At 56.5% G+C, this 23,471-nt stretch carries 21 protein-coding genes; 8 read left to right on the top strand and 13 right to left on the bottom strand.

Features of this window, described 5'->3' with window-relative positions; translation table 11 throughout:
• Window positions 1-22 precede the first annotated feature (22 nt).
• Window positions 23-2,782 carry a two-component sensor histidine kinase BarA gene (gene barA / locus E0L20_RS09240; RefSeq protein WP_131633695.1) on the top strand — a complete coding sequence of 920 codons (2,760 nt, stop codon included), beginning with the start codon at window positions 23-25 and terminating at the stop codon, window positions 2,780-2,782.
• Window positions 2,783-2,900: 118 nt separating this feature from the next.
• On the opposite strand, the gene E0L20_RS09235 is transcribed toward barA, so the two are convergent.
• From E0L20_RS09235 to syd, 8 genes are all read right to left on the bottom strand, one after another.
• Window positions 2,901-4,040 carry a glycerate kinase gene (locus E0L20_RS09235; RefSeq protein ID WP_131633694.1) on the bottom strand — a complete coding sequence of 380 codons (1,140 nt, stop codon included), beginning with the start codon at window positions 4,038-4,040 and terminating at the stop codon, window positions 2,901-2,903.
• 77 nt (window positions 4,041-4,117) lie between these two features.
• Window positions 4,118-5,455 (bottom strand): glucarate dehydratase, encoded by a 1,338-nt coding sequence (gene gudD, locus E0L20_RS09230; protein ID WP_131633693.1) that lies wholly within the window; start codon window positions 5,453-5,455, stop codon window positions 4,118-4,120.
• A gap of 15 nt (window positions 5,456-5,470) precedes the next feature.
• The gene (locus E0L20_RS09225) at window positions 5,471-6,811 is read right to left on the bottom strand and encodes an enolase C-terminal domain-like protein (RefSeq protein WP_131633853.1); all 1,341 of its coding nucleotides are present in this window, start codon (window positions 6,809-6,811) and stop codon (window positions 5,471-5,473) included.
• A complete protein-coding gene (gene gudP, locus E0L20_RS09220) occupies window positions 6,811-8,166 on the bottom strand; it encodes a galactarate/glucarate/glycerate transporter GudP (protein WP_131633692.1) in 1,356 nt (451 codons plus the stop codon). The genes E0L20_RS09225 and gudP overlap by 1 nt, the downstream gene beginning before the upstream one ends.
• Before the next feature lie 328 nt (window positions 8,167-8,494).
• On the bottom strand, window positions 8,495-8,944 hold the full coding sequence (locus E0L20_RS09210; protein WP_131633691.1) for a flavodoxin: 450 nt from the start codon (window positions 8,942-8,944) through the stop codon (window positions 8,495-8,497).
• Between the two features lie 15 nt (window positions 8,945-8,959).
• A complete protein-coding gene (gene truC, locus E0L20_RS09205; protein ID WP_131633690.1) occupies window positions 8,960-9,745 on the bottom strand; it encodes a tRNA pseudouridine(65) synthase TruC in 786 nt (261 codons plus the stop codon).
• On the bottom strand, window positions 9,742-10,071 hold the full coding sequence (locus E0L20_RS09200; protein ID WP_131633689.1) for a YqcC family protein: 330 nt from the start codon (window positions 10,069-10,071) through the stop codon (window positions 9,742-9,744). The genes truC and E0L20_RS09200 overlap by 4 nt, the downstream gene beginning before the upstream one ends.
• A 632-nt stretch (window positions 10,072-10,703) precedes the next feature.
• Complete coding sequence (gene syd, locus E0L20_RS09190; protein WP_131633687.1) at window positions 10,704-11,249, bottom strand: SecY-interacting protein; 546 nt, start codon at window positions 11,247-11,249, stop codon at window positions 10,704-10,706.
• A 69-nt stretch (window positions 11,250-11,318) separates the two neighbouring features.
• On the opposite strand from syd, the gene queF reads away from it, so the two are divergent.
• The 5 genes from queF to xni all read left to right on the top strand — a co-directional run bounded on the left by queF (window position 11,319) and on the right by xni (window position 17,742).
• Complete coding sequence (gene queF / locus E0L20_RS09185) at window positions 11,319-12,161, top strand: NADPH-dependent 7-cyano-7-deazaguanine reductase QueF (protein ID WP_131633686.1); 843 nt, start codon at window positions 11,319-11,321, stop codon at window positions 12,159-12,161.
• 116 nt (window positions 12,162-12,277) lie between these two features.
• Window positions 12,278-13,642, top strand: coding sequence for a nucleotide 5'-monophosphate nucleosidase PpnN (gene ppnN / locus E0L20_RS09180; protein WP_131633685.1), 1,365 nt, complete (start codon window positions 12,278-12,280; stop codon window positions 13,640-13,642).
• A gap of 511 nt (window positions 13,643-14,153) precedes the next feature.
• Window positions 14,154-15,443, top strand: coding sequence for an HAAAP family serine/threonine permease (locus tag E0L20_RS09175; RefSeq protein ID WP_131633684.1), 1,290 nt, complete (start codon window positions 14,154-14,156; stop codon window positions 15,441-15,443).
• 63 nt (window positions 15,444-15,506) lie between these two features.
• The gene (sdaB, locus tag E0L20_RS09170; protein ID WP_131633683.1) at window positions 15,507-16,874 is read left to right on the top strand and encodes an L-serine ammonia-lyase II; all 1,368 of its coding nucleotides are present in this window, start codon (window positions 15,507-15,509) and stop codon (window positions 16,872-16,874) included.
• 112 nt (window positions 16,875-16,986) lie between these two features.
• Window positions 16,987-17,742 (top strand): flap endonuclease Xni, encoded by a 756-nt coding sequence (xni, locus tag E0L20_RS09165; protein WP_131633682.1) that lies wholly within the window; start codon window positions 16,987-16,989, stop codon window positions 17,740-17,742.
• 41 nt (window positions 17,743-17,783) lie between these two features.
• On the opposite strand, the gene rlmM is transcribed toward xni, so the two are convergent.
• The 4 genes from rlmM to E0L20_RS09145 all read right to left on the bottom strand — a co-directional run bounded on the left by rlmM (window position 17,784) and on the right by E0L20_RS09145 (window position 20,806).
• Window positions 17,784-18,884 carry a 23S rRNA (cytidine(2498)-2'-O)-methyltransferase RlmM gene (gene rlmM / locus E0L20_RS09160; protein ID WP_131633681.1) on the bottom strand — a complete coding sequence of 367 codons (1,101 nt, stop codon included), beginning with the start codon at window positions 18,882-18,884 and terminating at the stop codon, window positions 17,784-17,786.
• Window positions 18,877-19,272 carry a DUF423 domain-containing protein gene (locus E0L20_RS09155; protein ID WP_003862756.1) on the bottom strand — a complete coding sequence of 132 codons (396 nt, stop codon included), beginning with the start codon at window positions 19,270-19,272 and terminating at the stop codon, window positions 18,877-18,879. Before E0L20_RS09155 ends, rlmM begins: the two co-directional genes overlap by 8 nt.
• Before the next feature lie 39 nt (window positions 19,273-19,311).
• Window positions 19,312-20,229: a glycine cleavage system transcriptional regulator GcvA gene (gene gcvA / locus E0L20_RS09150; protein WP_131633680.1), complete on the bottom strand. Its 918-nt coding sequence runs from the start codon at window positions 20,227-20,229 to the stop codon at window positions 19,312-19,314.
• A gap of 349 nt (window positions 20,230-20,578) precedes the next feature.
• Window positions 20,579-20,806: a YgdI/YgdR family lipoprotein gene (locus E0L20_RS09145; RefSeq protein ID WP_008499648.1), complete on the bottom strand. Its 228-nt coding sequence runs from the start codon at window positions 20,804-20,806 to the stop codon at window positions 20,579-20,581.
• A gap of 192 nt (window positions 20,807-20,998) precedes the next feature.
• On the opposite strand from E0L20_RS09145, the gene csdA reads away from it, so the two are divergent.
• Window positions 20,999-22,207, top strand: a complete 1,209-nt coding sequence (csdA, locus tag E0L20_RS09140) for a cysteine desulfurase CsdA (protein WP_131633852.1) — start codon at window positions 20,999-21,001, stop codon at window positions 22,205-22,207.
• Complete coding sequence (gene csdE, locus E0L20_RS09135) at window positions 22,204-22,650, top strand: cysteine desulfurase sulfur acceptor subunit CsdE (RefSeq protein ID WP_131633679.1); 447 nt, start codon at window positions 22,204-22,206, stop codon at window positions 22,648-22,650. Before csdA ends, csdE begins: the two co-directional genes overlap by 4 nt.
• Here csdE and tcdA read toward each other — a convergent pair.
• Window positions 22,641-23,447, bottom strand: coding sequence for a tRNA cyclic N6-threonylcarbamoyladenosine(37) synthase TcdA (gene tcdA / locus E0L20_RS09130; RefSeq protein WP_131633678.1), 807 nt, complete (start codon window positions 23,445-23,447; stop codon window positions 22,641-22,643). The two genes, csdE and tcdA, sit on opposite strands and share 10 nt — an antisense overlap.
• Between the last annotated feature and the right edge of the window lie 24 nt (window positions 23,448-23,471).

Genomic DNA, 23,471 nt, shown 5'->3' with positions numbered 1-23,471 from the left:
AATTGTCCCATAACGGAACTCCATGACCAACTACAGCCTGCGTGCTCGCATGATGATTTTGATCCTCGCCCCCACCGTGCTTATCGGTTTGCTGCTGAGTATCTTCTTTGTGGTGCACCGCTATAACGATTTGCAGCGCCAGCTCGAAGATGCCGGAGCCAGCATTATTGAACCGCTGGCCGTCTCCAGCGAGTACGGAATGAACCTGCAAAACCGCGAATCAATTGGTCAACTCATCAGCGTACTGCATCGACGCCATTCTGAGATCGTCCGCGCAATCTCGGTTTACGACGAACACAACCGCCTGTTCGTCACCTCCAATTTTCATCTTGATCCTACGTCCCTGAAAATTCCTGAGGGTACGCCGTTCCCGCGCCACCTCACGGTGCTGCGGCGGGGCGATATCATGATCCTGCGCACGCCGATCGTCTCCGAAAGCTATTCGCCCGATGAGTCCGCCCAGTCCGATGCCAAATCGAGCAGCAATATGCTGGGATATGTGGCGCTGGAGCTGGATCTCAAGTCGGTACGGCTGCAGCAGTACAAAGAAATCTTTATCTCCGGCGTGATGATGCTGTTTTGTATCGGCATTGCGCTTATCTTCGGCTGGCGACTGATGCGCGATGTGACGGGGCCTATTCGCAACATGGTCAACACCGTAGACCGCATTCGTCGCGGCCAGCTCGACAGCCGGGTGGAAGGATTTATGCTGGGCGAGCTGGATATGCTGAAAAATGGCATCAACTCGATGGCGATGTCGCTGGCGGCCTACCACGAAGAGATGCAGCACAACGTCGATCAGGCCACGTCGGACTTACGTGAAACGCTTGAGCAGATGGAAATCCAGAACGTCGAGCTGGACCTGGCGAAAAAGCGCGCCCAGGAAGCGGCGCGTATTAAGTCTGAATTCCTGGCGAATATGTCGCACGAGCTGCGCACGCCGCTGAACGGCGTGATCGGCTTTACCCGCCTGACGCTTAAAAGCGAGCTTAATCCCACCCAGCGCGACCATCTTCACACCATTGAGCGCTCGGCCAATAACCTGCTGGCAATCATTAACGACGTGCTGGACTTCTCCAAGCTGGAGGCGGGCAAGCTGATTCTGGAAAGCATTCCGTTCCCGCTTCGCAGCACGCTGGATGAAGTGGTCACGCTGCTTGCGCACTCGTCTCATGATAAAGGGCTTGAGCTGACGCTCAACATTAAGAACGACGTGCCGGATAACGTTATCGGCGACCCGCTGCGTCTCCAGCAGGTCATCACTAACCTTGTCGGGAATGCCATCAAGTTTACCGAAAGCGGCAACATCGACATCCTGGTGGAACGACGCTCTATCAGTAACAACAAGGTGCAGGTTGAGATCCAGATCCGCGATACCGGTATCGGCATCCCCGAACGCGATCAGTCGCGTCTGTTCCAGGCGTTTCGCCAGGCGGATGCCAGTATCTCAAGGCGTCACGGCGGAACAGGGCTGGGGCTGGTGATCACGCAAAAACTGGTGAAAGAGATGGGCGGCGATATCTCCTTCCACAGCCAGCCAAACCGTGGTTCGACGTTCTGGTTCCACATCAACCTTGACCTTAATCCCAACGTGCTGACCGATGGCCCGGTGACGGATTGCCTGAAGGGAATGCGGCTTGCCTACGTGGAGCCTAATGCCGCGGCGGCGCAATGTACGCTGGATGTGTTAAGCACGACGCCGCTGGAGGTTATCTACAGCCCAACCTTCTCCGCGCTGGCCGTCGAGCATTACGATATTCTGCTGATGGGCATTCCGGTCACCTTCACCGGGGAGCTGACCATGCAGCAGGAGCGTCTGGCGAAGGCTGCGTCCATGACGGATTATCTGCTGCTGGCGCTGCCGTGCCATGCGCAAATCAATGCGGAAGAGTTGAAAAATGACGGCGCGGCAGCCTGTTTGCTTAAACCGCTTACCGCCACTCGCCTGCTGCCTGCGCTGACGGAATACTGTCGCCTGAGCCAGCACGCCCTGCCGCTGGTTAATAACGAGCAAAAACTACCGATGAGCGTCATGGCGGTGGATGATAATCCGGCCAACCTGAAGCTTATCGGCGTGCTGCTGGAGGATCAGGTTCAGCACGTCGAACTGTGCACCAGCGGCTCCCAGGCGGTTGAACGGGCGAAACAGATGCAGTTCGATTTGATTCTGATGGATATTCAGATGCCGGGCATGGATGGTATTCGCGCCTGCGAGCTGATCCGCCAGCTCCCTCACCAGCAGCAAACCCCGGTGATTGCCGTGACCGCGCACGCGATGGCCGGTCAAAAAGAGAAGCTGCTGAGTGCCGGGATGAATGATTACCTGGCAAAACCCATCGACGAAGAGAAACTGCACAACCTCCTGATACGCTATAAGCCGGGGCATATAGGCGGAACCTATATCTTCACGAGCGAATCCGCCGAGATCAACGTTAATCCAAACGCCACTTTTGACTGGCAGCTTGCGCTTCGCCAGGCGGCGGGGAAAGCCGATTTAGCCCGCGACATGCTGCAAATGCTGGTCGCGTTCCTGCCGGAGATCCGCAATAAGGTTGAAGAACAGCTGGTAGGTGAAAATCCTGAAGGTTTGATGGAAGCTATCCATAAGCTGCACGGCAGCTGCGGCTATAGCGGCGTGCCGCGATTAAAAAATCTCTGCCAGCTGCTGGAACAGCAGCTGCGTGCCGGAACGCCAGAGTCCGATCTTGAACCTGAGTTTCTGGAGCTTCTGGATGAGATGGATAATGTGACGCGGGAAGCGATGAAGGTGCTGGGGAACTGAGGCAAACGCCCGGTGGCGCTACCCCTCACCCTAACCCTCTCCCCAAAAGGGAGAGGGGATAGAACTGTGCGGTTTTTTCTCCCTCGCCCCTTAGGGGAGAGGGCGGGGTGAGGGGAAACTACCCTGTCTGCCCCAGTTTCAACACCGCCGCAATATTCCTCGCCGCCATCTGTACATTTTTGCTGGCGTTTTCCAGTGCGTCTTCCAGCGAGCAAATGGTATAGAGCACGCTGAACACGGCGTCGATACCGTGATTATGCACCACGCCCACATCCGCCGTCAGGCTACCCGCAATTCCGATAACCGGCTTGTTGTAGCGTTTAGCCACTTTCGCCACGCCGACCGGCACTTTACCGTGAATGGTCTGGCTGTCGATGCGCCCTTCACCCGTAATGACTAAATCAGCGTCTGCAACCTGTTCGGCCAGATGCAGCGCGTCGGTGACGATCTCGATTCCCTGACGCAGCTGCGCGCCGCAGAAGGCGTACAGCGCAGCGCCCATTCCGCCCGCCGCACCGCCGCCATCGAGATTAACAACGTCAATATCCAGATCCCGGGCAATAACCTGCGCATAATGCGCCAGCGCGTGGTCCAGGGTAACAATCATCTCCGGCGTCGCCCCCTTCTGTGGGCCAAACACGGCAGAAGCACCGTCTTCACCGATTAACGGGTTGGTGACGTCACAGGCCACTTCAATTCGGCAGTCTGCCAGACGCTTGTCCAGACCGCTGAGATCGATATGCTCGATACGCGCCAGTTCGCCGCCGCCCTGCGCAACAGGCTGCTTTTTAGCGTCCAGCAGCTTTGCGCCCAGCGCCTGTACCATGCCTGCACCGCCGTCGTTCGTCGCGCTGCCGCCGATACCGATAATAATATGCTTAACGCCCGCATCCAGCGCATGGCGGATCAGCTCACCGGTGCCCCAGGAGGTGGTTTTCAGTGGATTACGCTGCGCGGGCGCGACCAGCTCAAGACCACTCGCCGCGGCCATCTCGATAAAGGCGCTCTGCTCATCGCCGGAAAGCCCGAAAAATCCTTCCACACGCTCGCCCAGCGGGCCGGTAACCGGAACAGGGACAATCCGCCCTGCCGTGGCTGCAACCATCGCCTCTACCGTGCCCTCACCGCCGTCCGCTACCGGAAGTTTGACGTATTCCGCCGTCGGGAAAATTTCGCGAAAACCGTTCTCTATCGCCGTCGCGACCTCAAGCGCGCTCAGGCTTTCCTTGTACGAGTCCGGCGCGATAACAATTTTCATAAGCCATCCTTACGCATGTTAATTACGTTAAGCATACACCACGTAAATGACCGCCCATGGGAGCGGTCCCAATGCGTTTATCGTACCATGCACGGACGTTTATTGTCGAATGTCCAGTCAGGGATCAAATGCTGCATCGCCAGCGCATCGTCACGCGCGCCGAGGCCATGTTTCTGATACAGCTCGTGGGCCTTCATCACCTGGTCCATATCCAGCTCAACGCCCAGACCCGGCGTAGAAGGAACCTGCACCATGCCGCCTTTGATTTCAAACGGCGCTTTCGTCAGGCGCTGGTTGCCTTCCTGCCAAATCCAGTGGGTATCGATAGCGGTAATTTTGCCGGGGGCCGCCGCCGCAACGTGGGTAAACATTGCCAGAGAGACATCGAAGTGGTTGTTGGAGTGCGAACCCCAGGTCAGGCCGAATTCATGGCACATCTGCGCCACGCGAACCGATCCCTGCATCGTCCAGAAGTGCGGGTCCGCCAGCGGAATATCGACAGACTGCAAGGACAAGGTATGCCCCATCTGACGCCAGTCGGTAGCGATCATATTGGTAGCCGTTGGCAAACCGGTCGCCCGACGGAACTCCGCCATCACCTCGCGGCCTGAGAAACCCTGCTCAGCCCCGCACGGATCTTCCGCGTAGGCCAGCACGCCTTTAAGCTGCTTACCGATTTTAATCGCTTCATCAAGCGACCATGCTCCGTTAGGATCCAGCGTCACGCGCGCCTGCGGGAAGCGTTTTGCCAGCGCGGTAATGGCTTCCGCCTCTTCTTCTCCGGCCAGCACGCCGCCTTTCAGCTTGAAATCATTGAAGCCATATTTTTCGTAAGCCGCTTCTGCCAGGCGTACCACCGCATCCGGGGTCATGGCCTCATCGTGACGAATACGATACCAGTCGCATTTTTCGTCCGGCTGGCTCTGGTACGGCAGCGGCGTCAGCTTGCGGTTGCCGACAAAGAACAGGTAGCCCAGCATTTCCACTTCGCTGCGCTGCTGGCCGTCGCCCAACAGGGAGGCAACGTTTACGCCCAGATGCTGGCCTAACAGATCCAGCATCGCGGCTTCTATACCGGTTACCACATGGATAGTGGTGCGCAGGTCGAACGTTTGCAGCCCGCGCCCGCCCGCATCGCGGTCGGCAAAATTACTGCGCACGGTATTCAGGATGTTTTTATATTCACCCAGCGTTTTGCCTACAACCAGCGGAATAGCCTCTTCCAGCGTTTTGCGGATCTTCTCGCCGCCCGGAATTTCACCCACGCCGGTATGCCCGGAATTGTCTTTGATAATCACAATATTGCGGGTAAAGAATGGCGCGTGCGCGCCGCTCAGGTTCATCAGCATGCTGTCATGGCCCGCAACCGGAACGATCTGCATGGAAGTGACGACAGGGGTAGTAAATGTGCTCATGGTTCAATCCTTTTATCAGTGACGTCCAAAAACAGGGCGCTTACGGTCAAATGTCCAGCCGGGGATAAGGTACTGCATCGGGCCTGCGTCGTTACGCGCGCCGCCCGGCAGCTTTTTATACGCCTCGTGCGCTTTGTGGATCTGATCCCAGTCAAGCTCCACGCCCAGCCCCGGCGCATCCGGTACGGCAATTTTGCCGTTTTTGATCTCCAGCGGGTTTTGAGTCAGGCGGGCTTCCCCCTCCTGCCAAATCCAGTGGGTGTCGATGGCGGTCGGATTACCCGGTGCCGCCGCGCCAACGTGGGTAAACATCGCCAACGAGATATCGAAATGGTTGTTAGAGTGACATCCCCAGGTCAGACCCCATTCGTCGCAGAGCTGCGCCACGCGCACCGCGCCTGAAAGCGTCCAGAAATGCGGGTCTGCCAGCGGAATGTCCACCGAATTGAGCATGACCGCATGACCCATTTCGCGCCAGTTGGTGGCGATCATATTGGTGGCGACCGGCAGGCCGGTTGCCCGGCGGAACTCCGCCATCACCTCGCGGCCTGAGAAGCCCTGCTCGGCACCACAGGGATCTTCCGCGTAGGTCAGCACGTCCCCCAGACCTTTGCAAAGGTCGATCGCTTCATCCAGCAGCCACGCGCCGTTGGGATCGACGGTGATCCGCGCGTCCGGGAAGCGTTTTTTCAGCGCACGCGCGCTTTCAATCTCCTGCTCGCCGGGGAGCACGCCGCCCTTAAGCTTGAAATCTTTAAAGCCGTAGCGGTCCTGCGCGGCTTCCGCCAGGCGAACTACCGCCTCGCTGGAGAGCGCCTCCTGATGGCGCAGGTGATACCATTCATGGTTGCCCGGGGAGCGTTCCAGATACGGCAGGTCGGTTTTATTGCGATCGCCCACGTAGAACAGATAACCGAGAACCGTCACCGCATCGCGCTGTTTGCCCGGCCCCAGCAGTTCGCAGACAGGCACGTTCAGCGCTTTGCCGAGTAAATCCAACAGCGCGGCCTCCAGCGCGGCAACCGCATTCACGCGCAGCTCAAAGGTCCAGGCACCTTTCCCGAAGGTGTCAAAATCTGCTGATTGATTGCCTTTATGCACCCGCTGAACCACTTTGTTCAGGCGGGCGACTTCCTGCCCCACCACCTGCGGAATGGCCTCCACCAGCGTCTGGTAAATCACCTCCCCGCCCGGCGCTTCGCCCACGCCGGAATTTCCTGCGCTGTCGGTGAGCACCACAATATTGCGGGTAAACCAGGCGTTGTGCGCGCCGCCAATGTTGAGCAGCATGCTGTCCTGACCGGCTACCGGAATGACCTTCATATCAGTCACGATTGGGCTTGATTGCGTTGTCATCATCCACGCTCCGCAACAGGTTTAAGCTCGACGCGTTTAATATCGCCCACCAGCACCAGGTAACTCAGCACCGCCACCAGGGCATGAACCCCCACGTAGATCAGCGCACCGTTGAAGGAGCCCGTCGTACCTACGATGTAGCCGATGGCGATTGGCGTAACAATCCCGGAGATGTTGCCAAACATGTTGAACAGGCCGCCGCTCAGGCCGCTGATCTCTTTTGGTGCCGTATCCGCCATCACCGCCCAGCCCAGCGCGCCAATGCCTTTGCCGAAGAAGGCCATCGCCATAAAGCCGATAATCATCCATTCCGCGCTGACGTAGTTACAGAACACCATTGTCATGGAGAGCAGCATACCGAGCACAATCGGCGTTTTACGCGCGATATTCAGGGAACCGGTACGGCGCATCAGCCAGTCGGAAATCACACCGCCGAGTACCCCGCCCACAAAGCCGCAGATAGCCGGGATCGAGGCGACAAACCCCGCTTTCAGAATCGACATGCCGCGCGCCTGCACCAGATAAACCGGGAACCAGGTAATGAAGAAGTAGGTTAAGGCGTTGATACAGTACTGGCCCAGATAAATACCGATCATCATGCGCGAGCCGACGAGCTGTTTGATCTGCGCCCATTTCTGGCTGAACGGCACTTTTGCTTTTTCGGATTTCTGATCCATATTGATCAGCGCCCCGCCCTCGGCAATGTACTCCAGCTCTTTTTTGTTCACGCCCGGGTGCTGGTTCGGCTCGTGGATCACCTTCAGCCAGATAAAGCTGATGACGATCCCAAGCCCGCCCATGAAGAAGAAGACGTGCGACCAGCCCACCTCGTGCGTCAGCCAGCCCATGATTGGCGCAAAGATAACCGTTGCGAAGTACTGTGCGGAGTTAAAAATCGCCACCGCCGTTCCCCTCTCCTGCGCCGGGAACCAGGCTGCCACAATGCGGCTGTTGCCGGGGAAGGACGGCGCTTCGGCTAAGCCCACCAGGAAGCGCAGGGTAAAGAGCGCAATGATAATGCCGAAGCCGCTGAAGATATCAACGAAGCCCTGCAGCAGGGTGAACATCGACCAGATAAAAATGGACCAGAAATAGACGCGTTTGGAGCCGAAGCGGTCAAGCAGCCAGCCGCCGGGAATTTGCCCAATGACATAGGCCCACGAAAACGCTGAGAAAACGTAACCCATGCCGACCGGATCAAGCCCGATATCTTTTGCCATCTCAGAGCCGGCAATCGATAGCGTGGCGCGGTCACCGTAGTTGAAGGACGTGACGATAAACAGCATCACCACGATCCAGTAGCGAGCGTTAGTGCGCTTCTCTGCGCTGCTCGCCGCCTGGCTTAATGTACTCATAGTTGCACTCCTGAATCATAGCTTTCGCCTGGTTCATTCTGTACAGCACCTGTAGGGTAATCAGAATGAGAGATAAGTGTTCGGCAGTTTTGGTACGGCTGAAGGCCGTTTTATGGTGAAGCGCTGCCTTATTGGGTAACTGACGGGAAAAGTATATGAAGGAGTGGCGCTCTTCCTCACCGTGCATCGACACAACATTGAAGGGGGAGTGAGACGCGGTTTGGGGCATAAGCCCAAAGCAGTGGAAGATGGTTCACGGAATTGAGGTTTTCGTGCGGCTTTGTTGCCGGGTGGCGGCTTCGCCTGACCCGGCGTACAAACTACAAAACTAGTTAAGCAGCGTTGCCCAGTGCTCAACCCACGGGTTGGATTCGCTTTCTGGCTCCGGGTGTTCGCCCGCGTCAATCAGCAGCATTTCGCCGACGCGCTGGGCGCTCTGCTCCTGCAGGAGCGCATCGAACTGCTTGCCGCCGCCGCAGAAATTGGCGTAAGAGCTGTCGCCCAGGGCAATGATGCCGTAGTGAACGTCAGGCTGGTAGCCAAGCTGGTCTTTAATGCCCTGGAACAGCGGCACGATGCTGTCCGGCAGGTCGCCCTGTCCGGTCGTGGAGGTCACCACCAGGATGTATTTATCTTTGTATTTTTCCCAGTCGGCCAGTTCCGGATCTTCATACACCGTGGCCTTATGGCCCTGGTTCGCGAGGATTGCCTCTGCCTCTTCCGCCACCAGCAGCGAATTGCCGTACATCGTGCCGACAAAAATGCCTACTTCAGCCATGCTTTGCTCCCGTCATTATTGCGTCTGCTGTTCATCCTGAACGTTGCCCGGGACAAACTCAACCCTTTCATTTTCGGGGAGTTGTCCAAGCCAGCCAAACTGTGACAGCGCCTGCATCCAGACGTCATCCAGCCCCGCGCGGATAGTCAACGGCTCGCCGGTGAACGGGTGCGTCAGGCTTAGCTCGCTTGCGTGCAGCATCAGACGATGACAGCCAAAATGTTCCGCCGCGCTGCGGTTCTGGCGAAGATCGCCGTGCTTGCTGTCGCCGATTATCGGGTGACGCAGGTGCGCAAGGTGGCGGCGTAGCTGGTGCTTGCGCCCGGTTTTAGGCAAAAGCTCAACCAGGCTGTAGCGCGTGGTGGGGAATTTGCTGGTGGCGACGGGCATTTCCGCGGTCGCCATCCCGCGGTAATCCGTCACGGCCGGCTGTGGACCTTTGTCATCACGGGCAAATTTATCGGCAATTTTGTCCAGCTCTTCCACCAGCGGATAATCGAGCGTGGCGGCATCCGTCAGCCAGCCGCGCACAATCGCGTGGTAGCGCTTTTGCATCTGGTGCTGTTCAAACTGCTGAGACAACAAACGCCCAGCTTCGCTGGACAACCCCATCAGCAGGACGCCGGAGGTTGGTCTGTCCAGACGATGGGCGGTAAAGACATGCTGACCGATCTGGTCGCGTACGGTCTGCATCACCACGACCTTCTCGTCGCGGTCCAGCCAGCTGCGGTGCACCAGCCAGCCCGACGGTTTATTCACCGCCACCAGCCACTCGTCCTGATAGAGGATCTCAAGCGTCATGCATTATCACCGGCAAACAGCGCATCCAGGCGTTCCAGCTCAGGCAGCATCACCGGGCGCGCCGGATGCGATGCATCGAGCGCCATTTCATAATAAGGAGAAACCGCAAAATCCTGCGGGAGAGGATGACCTCCATCCAGCAGCGCGTGCATGCGCGGAATCAATACCCACTGCAGCCACTCAAACGGCTCCAGCGTATCTAGGCAGAAGGGCTGAGTGCTTGCAAACGCCTCTGGCTGCGGCGCAGTTTCCTGCCACAGCTGATGTTGGCGCAGGCGTGCCTCGATGGCGTGCAACTGAGCACGAACGCTATCGTGTTGCGTCATGGGAACCTCAACTGAAAAAATGAACGGCGCGCAGCATAGCATTGCAGAAGGCAGAAATAAAAAAAGGGAGCACTGTAAAAACAGTGCTCCCGGTTCGTTTCGCAGCATTCCAGCTACAATTCGTGCTCCCTGCTCGTCCGTGACAACTTTTCCTGATGCCCGAAGGCCTGGTCATCCGTCAACCTTTTGCATCCTGCACACATCTTCCTGACGTGTTTGTCTCATCCTGAAACGTCCTGGCCATCCTGACCCACCGACCATCCTGACCGGCTCTCGTTCTCCTTCCTGGAGGTGTCCCTTACGCATCCTGCGATATCCACTTTGCTTCATCCTGAAGCCTTCCTGCAGCGCCATCCTGACGAGTCCTTTGTAAGAAACGCCATCATCCTGATGTTCGTCTCTCGTGTCGGCATCCTGTCGACAGAGATAGAATCCGCTATTCCGCTTCGTCTTACAACCCACTCTGTAAGCGCTGTATGCAGTAGCGCATCATCTACAAAGTCACAAAAACCCCATAAGCAAATGAAAAATAGGGCAATAATGATATGAATCCGATGAGACAATCCTGAATGTTTAAGCGATGTCTCACAAACCTTGTAAGAGATCTCTTACACACGCAGTAGCATCATGGATTACAGAAGAGGCTCAAGCTGGCTAAGGAAATCCGCAAGTGAAGGGGCGAGTACGTCGCGTTTGCGGGTGCCGAGCGTCTCTTTAACGACGTCTCCGGACAGGTTGCAGACGGAAATAATATCCAGCTCGCTGTCCAGGGTAGCGATAAAGAGCGTCGGAGAAAGCTTAAGGCGTTTTTGCGTGACCAGATGGCCAATCAGGTTTTCCTGAACGCGCTGGAGGTCGTCTTCACTCCAGGTCTGCAACAGCGTCAGCGATATGTCGGCAAAGCGCGCGGCCATATCCCCCGCTAGCTGCGTGGTATAAAACGCATGAACCGCTGGTTGTACCACAAGGTCCATTGCGCGTTCAACCGCATTTACATTCTGCTCACCCGTGAAGGGTTTGGGCTGCCAGAGTACGCTGTCGTCAAGGGTTGAGATAATGCATGGCGATGGCACACCATAAAGATCGGCGCTTTGCGGCCACGTACCCTGCTTTTCATGCCATGCGTCGCAGTAGCGGGTCGTGAAGGTCGTAAGGGCATTTGCAGTTTCGATATCCACCGATTTCTCTCTTCTTGTAAGACAGGATAAACTCAGCCCATAAGTGTACCTGTAAAGTGGCTATGAAACATGTCTTACGAAAATCATCAGGCGTTAACCGGCTTAACGCTGGGCAAATCGACCGACTACCGCGACACCTACGATGCAAGCCTGCTGCAGGGCGTACCGCGCAGCCTGAACCGCGATCCGCTAGGCCTGCACGCCGACGCGCTGCCGTTTGTGGGCGGCGATATCTGGACGCTATACGAGCTGTCCTGGCTTAACGCTCGCGGCCTGCCGCAGGTGGCCGTCGGCCATGTGGAGCTGGATTACGCCAGCGTTAACCTGGTCGAGTCGAAAAGCTTCAAGCTCTATCTCAATAGCTTTAACCAGACCAAATTCGACAGCTGGGACGACGTACAGCGCACGCTGGAACGGGATTTACGCGCCTGCGCGCAGGGCGACGTAGCGGTTTCGCTGTACCGCCTGCACGAGCTGGAAGGGCAACCCATCGCCCACTTCAGCGGCGCCTGCATTGACGATCAGGACATTGAAGTTGAAAGCTACGAGTTCAGTACCGACTACCTCGAAAACGCGGCAAGCGGCAAGGTTGTTGAAGAGACGCTAGTCAGCCATCTGCTGAAGTCCAACTGCCTGATTACCCATCAGCCGGACTGGGGCTCGGTGCAGATCCAGTACCGCGGCCCGAAAATCGATCGGGAAAAGCTGCTGCGCTATCTGGTGTCGTTCCGCCATCACAACGAATTCCACGAGCAGTGCGTGGAGCGCATTTTTAACGACATCATGCGCTTCTGCCAGCCTGAAAAGCTGAGCGTTTACGCGCGCTACACCCGCCGCGGCGGTCTGGACATCAACCCGTGGCGTACCAATACCGATTTTGTGCCTGCCACCGGGCGACTAGTCCGGCAGTAATATAAATATTTTCATAATATGCGGGCGGTATTCCGCGCCGGGTGTTGTGAAACGTCATAAGCCAGGGCTATTGTAATCAACAGGGAAAGACGATAATCGTCCCGTAAGGAGCTCACTTGATTACACATATTAGCCCGCTTGGCTCAATGGATATGTTGTCGCAGCTGGAAGTGGACATGCTTAAACGCACGGCCAGTAGCGACCTTTATCAACTGTTTCGTAACTGTTCACTTGCCGTACTGAACTCCGGAAGCCTGACCGACAACAGTAAAGAGCTGCTGTCCCGCTTCGAAAGCTTTGATATCAACGTGCTGCGCCGCGAGCGCGGCGTGAAGCTTGAGGTCATCAACCCGCCGGAAGAGGCCTTTGTCGACGGTCGCATTATTCGCTCTCTGCAGGCCAACCTGTTTGCCGTGCTGCGCGACATTCTGTTCGTGAACGGACAGATCCACAATGCCGGGCGCTTCCAGCACCTCGACCTGGAAAGCTCCGTCCATATTACAAACCTTGTATTCTCTATTCTGCGCAACGCCCGTGCCCTGCACGTGGGCGAAGCGCCGAATATGGTCGTCTGCTGGGGCGGCCACTCCATTAACGAAACTGAATACCTCTATGCCCGCCGGGTAGGCACCCAGCTTGGCCTGCGCGAGCTTAACATCTGCACCGGCTGTGGCCCGGGTGCGATGGAAGCGCCAATGAAAGGGGCGGCGGTGGGTCATGCCCAGCAGCGCTATAAAGAAGGGCGTTTCATCGGCATGACCGAACCGTCCATTATTGCGGCTGAACCGCCTAACCCGCTGGTGAATGAACTGATCATCATGCCGGATATCGAGAAACGCCTTGAAGCGTTCGTCCGTATCGCCCACGGCATTATCATCTTCCCGGGCGGCGTAGGCACGGCAGAAGAGCTGCTTTACCTGCTGGGTATTTTGATGAACCCGGCAAACAAAAACCAGGTCCTGCCGCTGATCCTGACCGGGCCGAAAGAGAGCGCCGACTACTTCCGCGTGCTGGACGAATTTATCGTGCACACCCTTGGTGAAGATGCGCGTCGTTACTATCGCATCATCATTGACGATGCCGCGGAAGTGGCCCGCCAGATGAAAAAAGCGATGCCGCTGGTGAAAGAGAACCGTCGCGATACCGGCGATGCCTACAGCTTTAACTGGTCGATCCGCATCGCGCCGGATCTGCAGATCCCGTTTGAGCCATCGCATGAGAATATGGCGAACCTGAAACTGTATCCCGACCAGCCTGTGGAAGTGCTGGCTGCCGACCTGCGTCGCGCCTTCTCCGGCATCGTGGCGGGTAACGTGAAAGAGGTCGGTATCCGCGCCATAGAAGAGTTTGGGCCGTATAAGATCCACGGCGACCCGGAGATGATGCGCCGCATGGATGACATGCTGCAGGGCTTTGTCGCTCAGCACCGCATGAAGCTGCCGGGTTCGGCCTACATCCCTTGCTACGAAATCATTAAATAACGCTTTTCTCCTCCGTTGAAGCCGGATCGCGTCCAACGCGTTCCGGCTTTTTTATTACTGATGCAATTCATTAGCATCTTCTATGTCATTTACAAATCCATCCCCAACGCAAACGATTACCTGGAATGACAAACCGTAAATTATCAGCCTTAATCAAAATTACCTGCCACAAAATCCTATAAAGCCATTTCTTTACAGCGTAAGTCTCCTAACTTACGGCCCAGTCTTTCAGGCTACATGTCGTTAATGGTAGCCTTCGCGCCCGTAAATTCTCTTTGATGTTTTTTTAACAGATAAATGGTCTAAACATGCCCACATAGAGAGTGGATTATTGCATTTGGGATCAGGATCACTGAAGGATTCATAACTTGAATGTATCTTTCCGCCCGCCAATAGTTACGGGCGAAAATTATTAAAAAACCGTCACTGAACGAATTTCATATTACCGTCAGGCACTTTTTCATCGGATTTGACTAGAAACCTGACAATTTGCTTCCTCCAGGAGATACAGATGGAAACCACTCAAACCAGCACCGTTGCTTCGATTGATTCCCGAAGCGGTTGGCGCAAAACGGATACCATGTGGATGCTTGGCCTTTACGGCACGGCAATCGGCGCTGGTGTACTGTTCCTTCCTATCAACGCAGGCGTCGGCGGCCTGATCCCGCTGATCATCATGGCGATCATCGCTTTCCCGATGACCTTCTTTGCACACCGCGGCCTGACCCGCTTCGTGCTGTCCGGTAAAAATCCGGGCGAAGACATTACGGAAGTGGTTGAAGAGCACTTCGGCATCGGCGCAGGTAAACTGATTACCCTGCTCTACTTCTTCGCCATTTACCCGATTCTGCTGGTTTACAGCGTCGCCATCACCAACACCGTTGAAAGCTTCATGACGCACCAGCTGCAGATGACGCCGCCACCGCGCGCCATTCTGTCTCTGATCCTGATCGTCGGCATGATGACCATCGTGCGCTTCGGCGAGCAGATGATCGTTAAAGCGATGAGCATTCTGGTGTTCCCGTTTGTTGCCGCCCTGATGGTCCTGGCCTGCTACCTGATCCCACAGTGGAACGGTGCGGCGCTGGAAACCCTGTCCATGAGCAGCGCATCCGCGACCGGTAACGGCCTGCTGCTGACGCTGTGGCTGGCAATTCCGGTAATGGTGTTCTCCTTCAACCACTCGCCAATCATCTCCTCCTTCGCGGTTGCGAAGCGTGAAGAGTACGGCAACGGTGCAGAGAAGAAGTGCTCCAGCATCCTGGCGCGCGCTCACGTGATGATGGTTCTGACCGTGATGTTCTTCGTCTTCAGCTGCGTGCTGAGCCTCTCCCCTGCGGATCTGGCGGCGGCGAAAGAGCAGAACATCTCTATCCTGTCTTACCTGGCAAACCACTTTAACGCACCGCTGATTGCGTGGATGGCACCGATCATCGCGATTATCGCTATCACCAAATCCTTCCTGGGCCACTACCTGGGCGCACGTGAAGGCTTCAACGGTATGGTGATTAAATCTCTGCGCGGTAAAGGTAAGAGCATTGAAATCAACAAGCTGAACAAAATCACTGCGCTGTTCATGCTGCTCACCACCTGGGCGGTAGCGACCCTGAACCCAAGCATCCTGGGCATGATTGAAACCCTGGGCGGCCCGGTTATCGCGATGATTCTGTTCCTGATGCCGATGTACGCGATTCAGAAAGTGCCTGCGATGCGTAAATACAGCGGCCATATCAGCAACGTGTTCGTTGTGATTATGGGCCTGATTGCCATCTCCGCTATTTTCTACTCGCTGTTCAGCTAATACCTCCTGCGCCGCTCTCGGGCGGCGCACTCCTCCCCTCTGACTGATAGCAATGGACGCATCATGATTAGCGTATTCGATATCTTCAAAATCGGTATTGGTCCTTCCAGCTCTCACACCGTCGGACCAATGAAGGCCGGTAAACAATTCACGGATGACTTGATTGCACGCGGCATTTTGCACGACATCACCCGCGTGGTTGTCGATGTATACGGTTCCCTTTCCCTGACCGGTAAGGGCCACCATACCGATATCGCCATTATCATGGGCCTGGCGGGAAACCTGCCGGACACCGTTGATATTGACGCGATCCCAGGCTTCATCCAGGACGTAAATACCCACGGTCGTTTACTGCTGGCGAACGGCGAGCATGAGGTTGAATTCCCGGTTGATCATTGCATGAACTTCCATGCAGACAACCTGTCGCTGCACGAAAACGGCATGCGCATTACCGCGCTGGCCGGCGACAAGGCGGTTTACAGCCAGACGTATTACTCCATCGGCGGCGGTTTTATCGTCGACGAAGACCACTTTGGTCAAACCAACAGTTCTGCTGTTGAAGTGCCTTATCCGTACAAAAACGCGGCGGACTTACAGCGCCACTGCCAGGAAACGGGGCTTTCCCTCTCCGGCCTGATGATGAAAAACGAACTGGCGCTGCACAGCAAAGAAGAGCTGGAGCAGCACTTTGCAAACGTCTGGGACGTGATGCGCGGCGGCATCGAGCGCGGGATCACCACCGAAGGCGTACTGCCGGGCAAGCTGCGGGTGCCGCGCCGTGCGGCAGCGCTGCGCCGTATGCTGGTCAGCACCGACAAAACCACGACCGACCCGATGGCCGTTGTCGACTGGATCAACATGTTCGCACTGGCGGTGAACGAAGAGAACGCCGCGGGCGGCCGCGTCGTCACCGCGCCAACCAACGGTGCGTGCGGTATCGTTCCGGCGGTGCTGGCTTATTACGACAAGTTTATCCGCGAAGTGAACGCAAACTCACTGGCGCGATACATGCTGGTCGCCAGCGCGATTGGCTCACTGTACAAGATGAACGCCTCCATTTCCGGTGCGGAAGTGGGCTGTCAGGGTGAAGTCGGCGTGGCTTGCTCCATGGCGGCGGCGGGTCTAGCCGAGCTGCTGGGCGCAAGCCCTGCGCAGGTGTGCATTGCGGCTGAAATCGGTATGGAACATAACCTGGGACTGACCTGCGACCCGGTCGCCGGACAGGTGCAGGTGCCGTGCATCGAGCGTAACGCGATCGCCTCCGTGAAGGCGGTAAACGCGGCGCGTATGGCGCTGCGCCGCACCAGCGAGCCGCGCGTCTGTCTCGATAAGGTTATCGAAACCATGTACGAAACCGGTAAAGATATGAACGCCAAATACCGCGAAACCTCTCGCGGCGGCCTGGCGATGAAGATCGTGACCTGCGATTAAGCCTCTCAGGAAGCCTCGTTTTGCGAGGCTTCTTCCTGTTTTCCCTCTCGCTATTCGTTTCATCCTGCCGACAGTGATACCCTTTACCCATTAGATTTTAGGGAGAATATCTGTGGCCGTTCATTTGCTTATCGTCGATGCACTCAACCTGATCCGCCGTATCCATGCGGTACAAGGCACGCCCTGCAAGGACACCTGCCTGCACGCGCTGGAACAGCTTATCCGCCATAGCGAACCCACCCATGCGGTTGCCGTGTTCGACGACGAAGCGCGCAACACGGGCTGGCGACACCAGCGCCTGCCCGACTATAAAGCCGGACGCGCACCGATGCCGGACGATCTTCACGCTGAATTGCCCGTGATACGTGCAGCCTTTGAGCAGCGTGGCGTACCCTGCTGGGGCGCAGAGGGTAACGAAGCCGACGATCTGGCCGCCACGCTGGCCGTCAAAGTCGCCGGTGCCGGACATCAGGCGACCATTGTCTCTACCGACAAAGGCTACTGCCAGCTGCTCTCCCCCACCATTCGTATCCGCGACTACTTTCAAAAACGCTGGCTGGACGCGCCGTTTATCGCCAGCGAGTTCGGCGTCTCGCCAGAGCAACTGCCTGACTACTGGGGGCTGGCGGGAATTAGCAGCTCGAAAGTTCCAGGTGTAGCCGGTATTGGGCCGAAGAGTGCCGCGCAGCTGCTGACGGATTTTCAACATCTGGAAGGGATTTACGCCCGTCTGGATGACGTGCCGGAGAAATGGCGCAAGAAGCTGGAGGCGCATAAAGAAATGGCGTTTATCTGCCGGGAGATAGCCACGCTACAAACGGATCTGCAGTTGGACGGGAATTTACAGCAGCTGCGGTTAGAACGTTAAGATCCCCTCTCCCCTTTGGGGAGAGGGTTAGGGTGAGGGGCCTATCGCTCGTCGCGACGTCCGCCGACCGCAGCCCACCAGCGACGAATGTGTACCGTCACCTCTTCGCGGTCGTGATACAGCTGGCGCGCCTGAATGACCACGTTAATGCCGTGCTCGTCCATCTGCTCCTGAATGTAGGCCAGGTTCTGGGAGACTTCCTCGTAGCGCTTTTTCATCGGCAGCTTGAGGTTGAAGATCGTCTCACGACACCAGCCGTTTACCAGCCAGGATGCCATCAGCGCGGCCACTTTCGCCGGCTTCTCAACCATATCGCACACCATCCAGGAGATGTTGTTGCGGGTTGGACGGTAGCGGAAACCGTCTTCACGCAGCCAGGTCACCTGTCCGGTATCCATCAGGCTTTGCGCCATCGGGCCGTTATCGACAGACGACACCCACATGTTGCGCTTCACCAGCTGATAGGTCCAGCCGCCCGGACATGCGCCCAGATCGACCGCATACATGCCGTTCGCCAGGCGCTCGTCCCACTCATCCGCCGGGATAAAGACGTGGAACGCCTCTTCCAGCTTCAGCGTTGAACGGCTCGGCGCATCGGACGGGAAGCGCAAGCGCGGGATGCCCATAAAGAACGGGGAGTTGTTTGTGGTATACGAATAGCCGGTATAGCAGCAGCCAGGGGCGATAAAGAAGATATGCACCACCGGACGTTTTGGCGTTTCGTAGTTGGTCAACACGCCCGCGTCACGCAGCGCCGCGCGCAGCGGAACCGTGAATTTACGGCAGAACTTCATCAGCTCTTTGCTTTCGTTGGTATCCGCCACCTCAACGCGCAGATCGCCGCCCTTCTCCACCACGCCCTGCAGCATGCCGACAATCGGCGTGATGCGGTCTTCCGGCGGCAGATCCTTCAGCAGCTCGCCCGCAACAAACATCTGGCGCGCAAAGATCAGCGAGCTGAACGGCAGCTCGCGCGCCAGCCTGTCGGCATCCTCAGGCTGATAGCACTCGAAGATGACGTAGCCCGCATTCTCTTTCACGCGGGCAAAGCCGAAGACCTCGCGCTTCGCCGCTTTGTCCGTAATTTCCGCGGCGCACTCTTTCTCAAACCCCGGGCGACAATATAAAACAACCTTATTCATGAACAACGCCCTTGCGTTTCAGACGGATGGCTCCGATAAACATTAATACCCAACCTGCCAGGAAGCTGACGCCGCCGACAGGTGTAACAAACGCCCAAAGGCGCAGATGCGAGAGCGCAAGGCAGTACAGGCTACCGCTAAACAGCACGGTACCCAGCGCCAGAAATACGCTGCTCCAGTAAAACCAGATGCTGATTCGGCGCTGCATCGCCACCGCCAGGCCAAAGATCGCCAGCGTATGGAAAGCCTGATATTCAAGGCCGGTCTGGATCCAGCCCATTTCAACGACGCCCAAAGACTTGCTTAGCACATGCGCGCCAAAGGCACCCAGTGCAACAAAAATAAAGCCACTCACCGCGGCAAAAATCAGCATGAAACGGCTGGTCATGTGTCGATCCTAAAGTGATGCGTGCTCAGCACACAAAAGTTATTGTTCATACCTGAAGCGGAATTTTTCTTGCTCGTTCGCCGCTTTGGACAGTATCCACTGTCGGAAGGCGGCTATTTTACCCAGTTCTGCCTGACTGTCATGACAAACCAGATAAAACGCATTCTTGCTGACCAGAACATCGTTAAATGGGCAAACCAGACGGCCCGCCTCAATTTCGGACTGCGCCATGACGTTGTTCGCCAACGCCACGCCCTGCCCGTGAATGGCAGCCTGTAACACCATCGCGCTGTGGCTAAAAATGGGCCCCTGCTGCACGTTTATATGGTTAAGACCTAATTGGCGGGTATAAGTTTGCCAGTCACGGCGAGAAGCATCATGTAAAAGCGTATGTTGCGCCAAATCCGCGGGCGTCTTCAGCGCCTTCTCGCCCGTCAGCAGCAAAGGTGAGCAGACCGGCAGCAGATATTCTGCGTATAATTTTTCTACGCGCAAGCCCGGCCAATTGCCGCGACCGTAAAAAATAGCCACGTCCACATCGTCCGCGAGCTTTTCTTCCTGACGATCCACCGCCTGGATTCGAACATCAATTCCCGGATAAGCTGAGTTAAAGCTTGAGAGCCTTGGCACCAGCCACTGAATGGCAAAACTGGGCAATAAACTGACGGTCAACGCACCTTTTGCACTGCGCGCCTGCAGCTTGCGTGTGGCTTCGGTAAGCTGGGAGAAAATCTCTTTGATATCCTGAAAATAGCTTTGGCCTTCTTCAGTCAGCAGCAGAGAACGGTTGCGTCGGCGGAACAGCTTTAGCCCCAGAAAATCCTCCAGGGACTTGATTTGGTGACTTACTGCGGCCTGCGTCACAAAAAGCTCATCTGCTGCGCGGGTGAAGCTCAGGTGACGTGCTGCTGCATCAAAAACACGTAATGCATTGAGGGGTGGCAATCGCTTTGACATGGTTATCTGGCTTAGATGTTAACAAGATTTAACATATAGGAAACAATGCTTAACCTATTAGTTTTTTTTATCTGAGCCATTATAATTTGTCCGTTGAGGAACTACCAGCAAATACCTATAGTGGCGGCACTTCCTGAGCCGGAACGAAAAGCTTTTTTTGGAATGCGTGTTCTGAAGGGCTTTTGGCTTACGGTTGTGATGTTGTGTTGTTGTGTTTGCAATTGGTCTGCGATTCAGACCACGGTAGCAACGCTACCAATTTTTCACTTCCTGTACATTTACCCTGTCTGTCCATAGTGATTAATGTAGCACCGCCAATTTGCGGTGCTTTTTTTTGCCTGTCGAACTGTTAATGCTCGATTTCTTTCATCTCTTTCACGTCCGTGCGGTTGATCTGCTGCTTGTTCCCGTTAGCATCTTTGTATGAAATCATCCCGGTATCATTATCGGTTGTCGGTTTCCCTTCCGAAACGATAGAACGACCATCATTGGTGTGCATCACGTAGTTATTACCAGAACAGGCGCTCAGAGCAAAAGTAAACGCACAGGCAGAAATGATTGCAGCTGTCTTATTCATGATTATTCTCCTTTAGCAATTAATGCTATTCAAACCTCGATTTATAACAGGCTAAAACATCCACCTAACACTATTTAGCATAACCTGCTTTTCTGAGGTCGCCAGGATATGCAGACAAATCTTATAGATACCAACCTCCTTGCCCTGCCGATGAAATTGCGCGACGATCTCTTTATCGACATGAGGAATTCCATGAACGCTTTCAGTCCTGCGCAGTTTCGCGCACAGTTTCCGGCGCTGGCCGATGCCGGAATTTACCTTGATAGCGCAGCCACTGCGCTGAAGCCGCAGGCGGTTATCGAGGCAACGCAGCAGTTTTACAGCCTGAGCGCCGGGAACGTGCATCGCAGCCAGTTTGCCGAAGCGCAGCGCCTGACGGCGCAATACGAAGCCGCACGGGATCAGGTTGCGCGCCTGATCAACGCCGAAAGCGGGAAGAACATCGTCTGGACGCGCGGCACCACCGAGGCCATTAATATGGTGGCGCAGTGCTATGCACGCCCGATGCTGCAGCCGGGCGATGAGATCATCGTCAGCGAAGCGGAACATCATGCCAACCTGATACCATGGCTGATGGTGGCAGAGCAGACGGGCGCGCGCATTGTGAAGCTTCCGCTGGGTGCCGATCTCCTGCCGGACGTGGGGCGTCTGCCTGAGCTTATCGGCTCGCGCAGCCGTATTCTGGCGCTGGGCCAGATGTCTAACGTCACCGGCGGCTGTCCGGATCTGGCTCGCGCTATTGAGATTGCCCATGCCAGCGGCATGGTGGTGATGGTTGATGGTGCGCAGGGCGTGGTGCATTTTCCGGCGGACGTGCAAAAGCTTGATATCGATTTCTATGCCTTCTCAGGACACAAGCTCTACGGGCCAACCGGGATCGGCGCGCTGTACGGCAAACCCGACCTGCTGGCACAAATGACGCCGTGGCTCGGCGGCGGCAAGATGATCACCGAAGTGACCTTCGACGGCTTTAAAACTCAGGACGTGCCTTATCGTCTGGAAGCCGGTACGCCCAACGTGGCCGGTGTCATCGGCCTGAGCGCCGCGCTGGAATGGCTGGCGGAAACCGACGTGGTCCAGGCTGAGCGCTGGAGCCGAAGCCTGGCGACGCTGGCGGAAGAGGAACTCAAAAAACGACCGGGCTTCCGTTCGTTTCGCGTACAAGATTCCAGCCTTCTCGCCTTCGATTTTGCGGGCGTACATCATAGCGATATGGTGACCCTGCTCGCTGAATACGGCATTGCCCTGCGCGCCGGCCAGCACTGCGCCCAGCCGCTTCTGGCGGCGCTGGGCGTTAGCGGTACGCTACGCGCCTCGTTTGCCCCGTATAACACGCAAAGCGATGTCGACGCGCTCGTTGACGCCGTTGACCGCGCCCTTGAACTCCTGGTGGATGAATGACTAGCCCAGCTTTAGCCGGACACCCGTTCGGCTCCGTCATAACCGAAGAGACGTTAAAACATACCTTCACCCCACTCACACAGTGGGAAGATAAATATCGCCAGCTGATCCTGCTAGGAAAGCAGCTGCCTGCCCTCTCTGACGAACTGAAAGCGCAGGCAAAAGAGATCCCGGGCTGCGAGAACCGCGTATGGCTGGGGTTTAGCGTTTCTGACGGGAAGATGCATTTCTTTGGCGACAGCGAAGGCCGCATCGTACGCGGTCTGCTGGCGGTGCTGTTAACCGCGGTGGAAGGCAAAAGCGCCGCCGAGCTGCAGGCGCATTCGCCGCTGGTGCTGTTCGATGAGCTAGGGCTACGCGCCCAGCTTAGCGCCTCGCGCAGTCAGGGTTTGACCGCGCTGAGCGACGCGGTAGTGGACGCCGCGCGTGAGGCTCAGGCCTGACGTTCGGCCTTCGCCATCATCTTCTTCAGGGCGTGAGACACCGCCACAAAACCGAAAGACGCGGTCACCATGGTGGCCGCGCCAAAGCCTGACGCGCAGTCCATCCGTTTTGGCCCTTCCGCCGTACTCTTCATCGCACAGACCGACCCATCCGCCTGCGGGTAGACCAGCGCTTCGGTCGAGAACACACAGTCGACGCCGAGCTTGCCCTTGCTGTTCTTCACCACGTTGAAGTCGTGTTTTAAACGCTCGCGCAGCTTGGCGGCCAGCGGATCCTGAATCGTTTTTGCCAGATCGGCGACCTGGATCTGCGTGGGATCGATTTGCCCGCCCGCACCGCCGGTAGTCACCAGCGGAACCTTATACCGGCGGCAGTATGCGATCAGGGCCGCTTTAGGACGCACGCTGTCGATGGCGTCAATGACGTAGCTGTAGCCTTTGCTCATGTACTCCGCAACGTTATCGGCCGTCACGAAGTCATCGATTACCGTCACCCGGCACTCAGGGTTGATCAGACGAATACGCTCCGCCATGACCTCTGACTTTGCGAGGCCAACGCTATCGCTCAGGGCGTGGATCTGCCGGTTGGTATTGGTCACACAGACGTCATCCATATCAATCAGCGTGATTGCGCCAATGCCGGTTCTCGCCAGCGCTTCTGCCGCCCATGAGCCCACGCCGCCAATGCCCACCACGCAGACGTGCGCATCCGCAAACAGCTGCAGGGCTTTTTCACCGTATAAACGTGCCGTGCCGCCAAAACGCTGGCGCCAGGCATCGCTAATTACCACAGACATAAAACCTCAGATGTAAAAAGGGTG

Source organism: Enterobacter wuhouensis (assembly GCF_004331265.1).
GTDB lineage: Bacteria > Pseudomonadota > Gammaproteobacteria > Enterobacterales > Enterobacteriaceae > Enterobacter > Enterobacter wuhouensis.
Note: the sequence above shows the minus strand (reverse complement) of the source record. Positions and strands in the feature narration are given on the sequence as shown.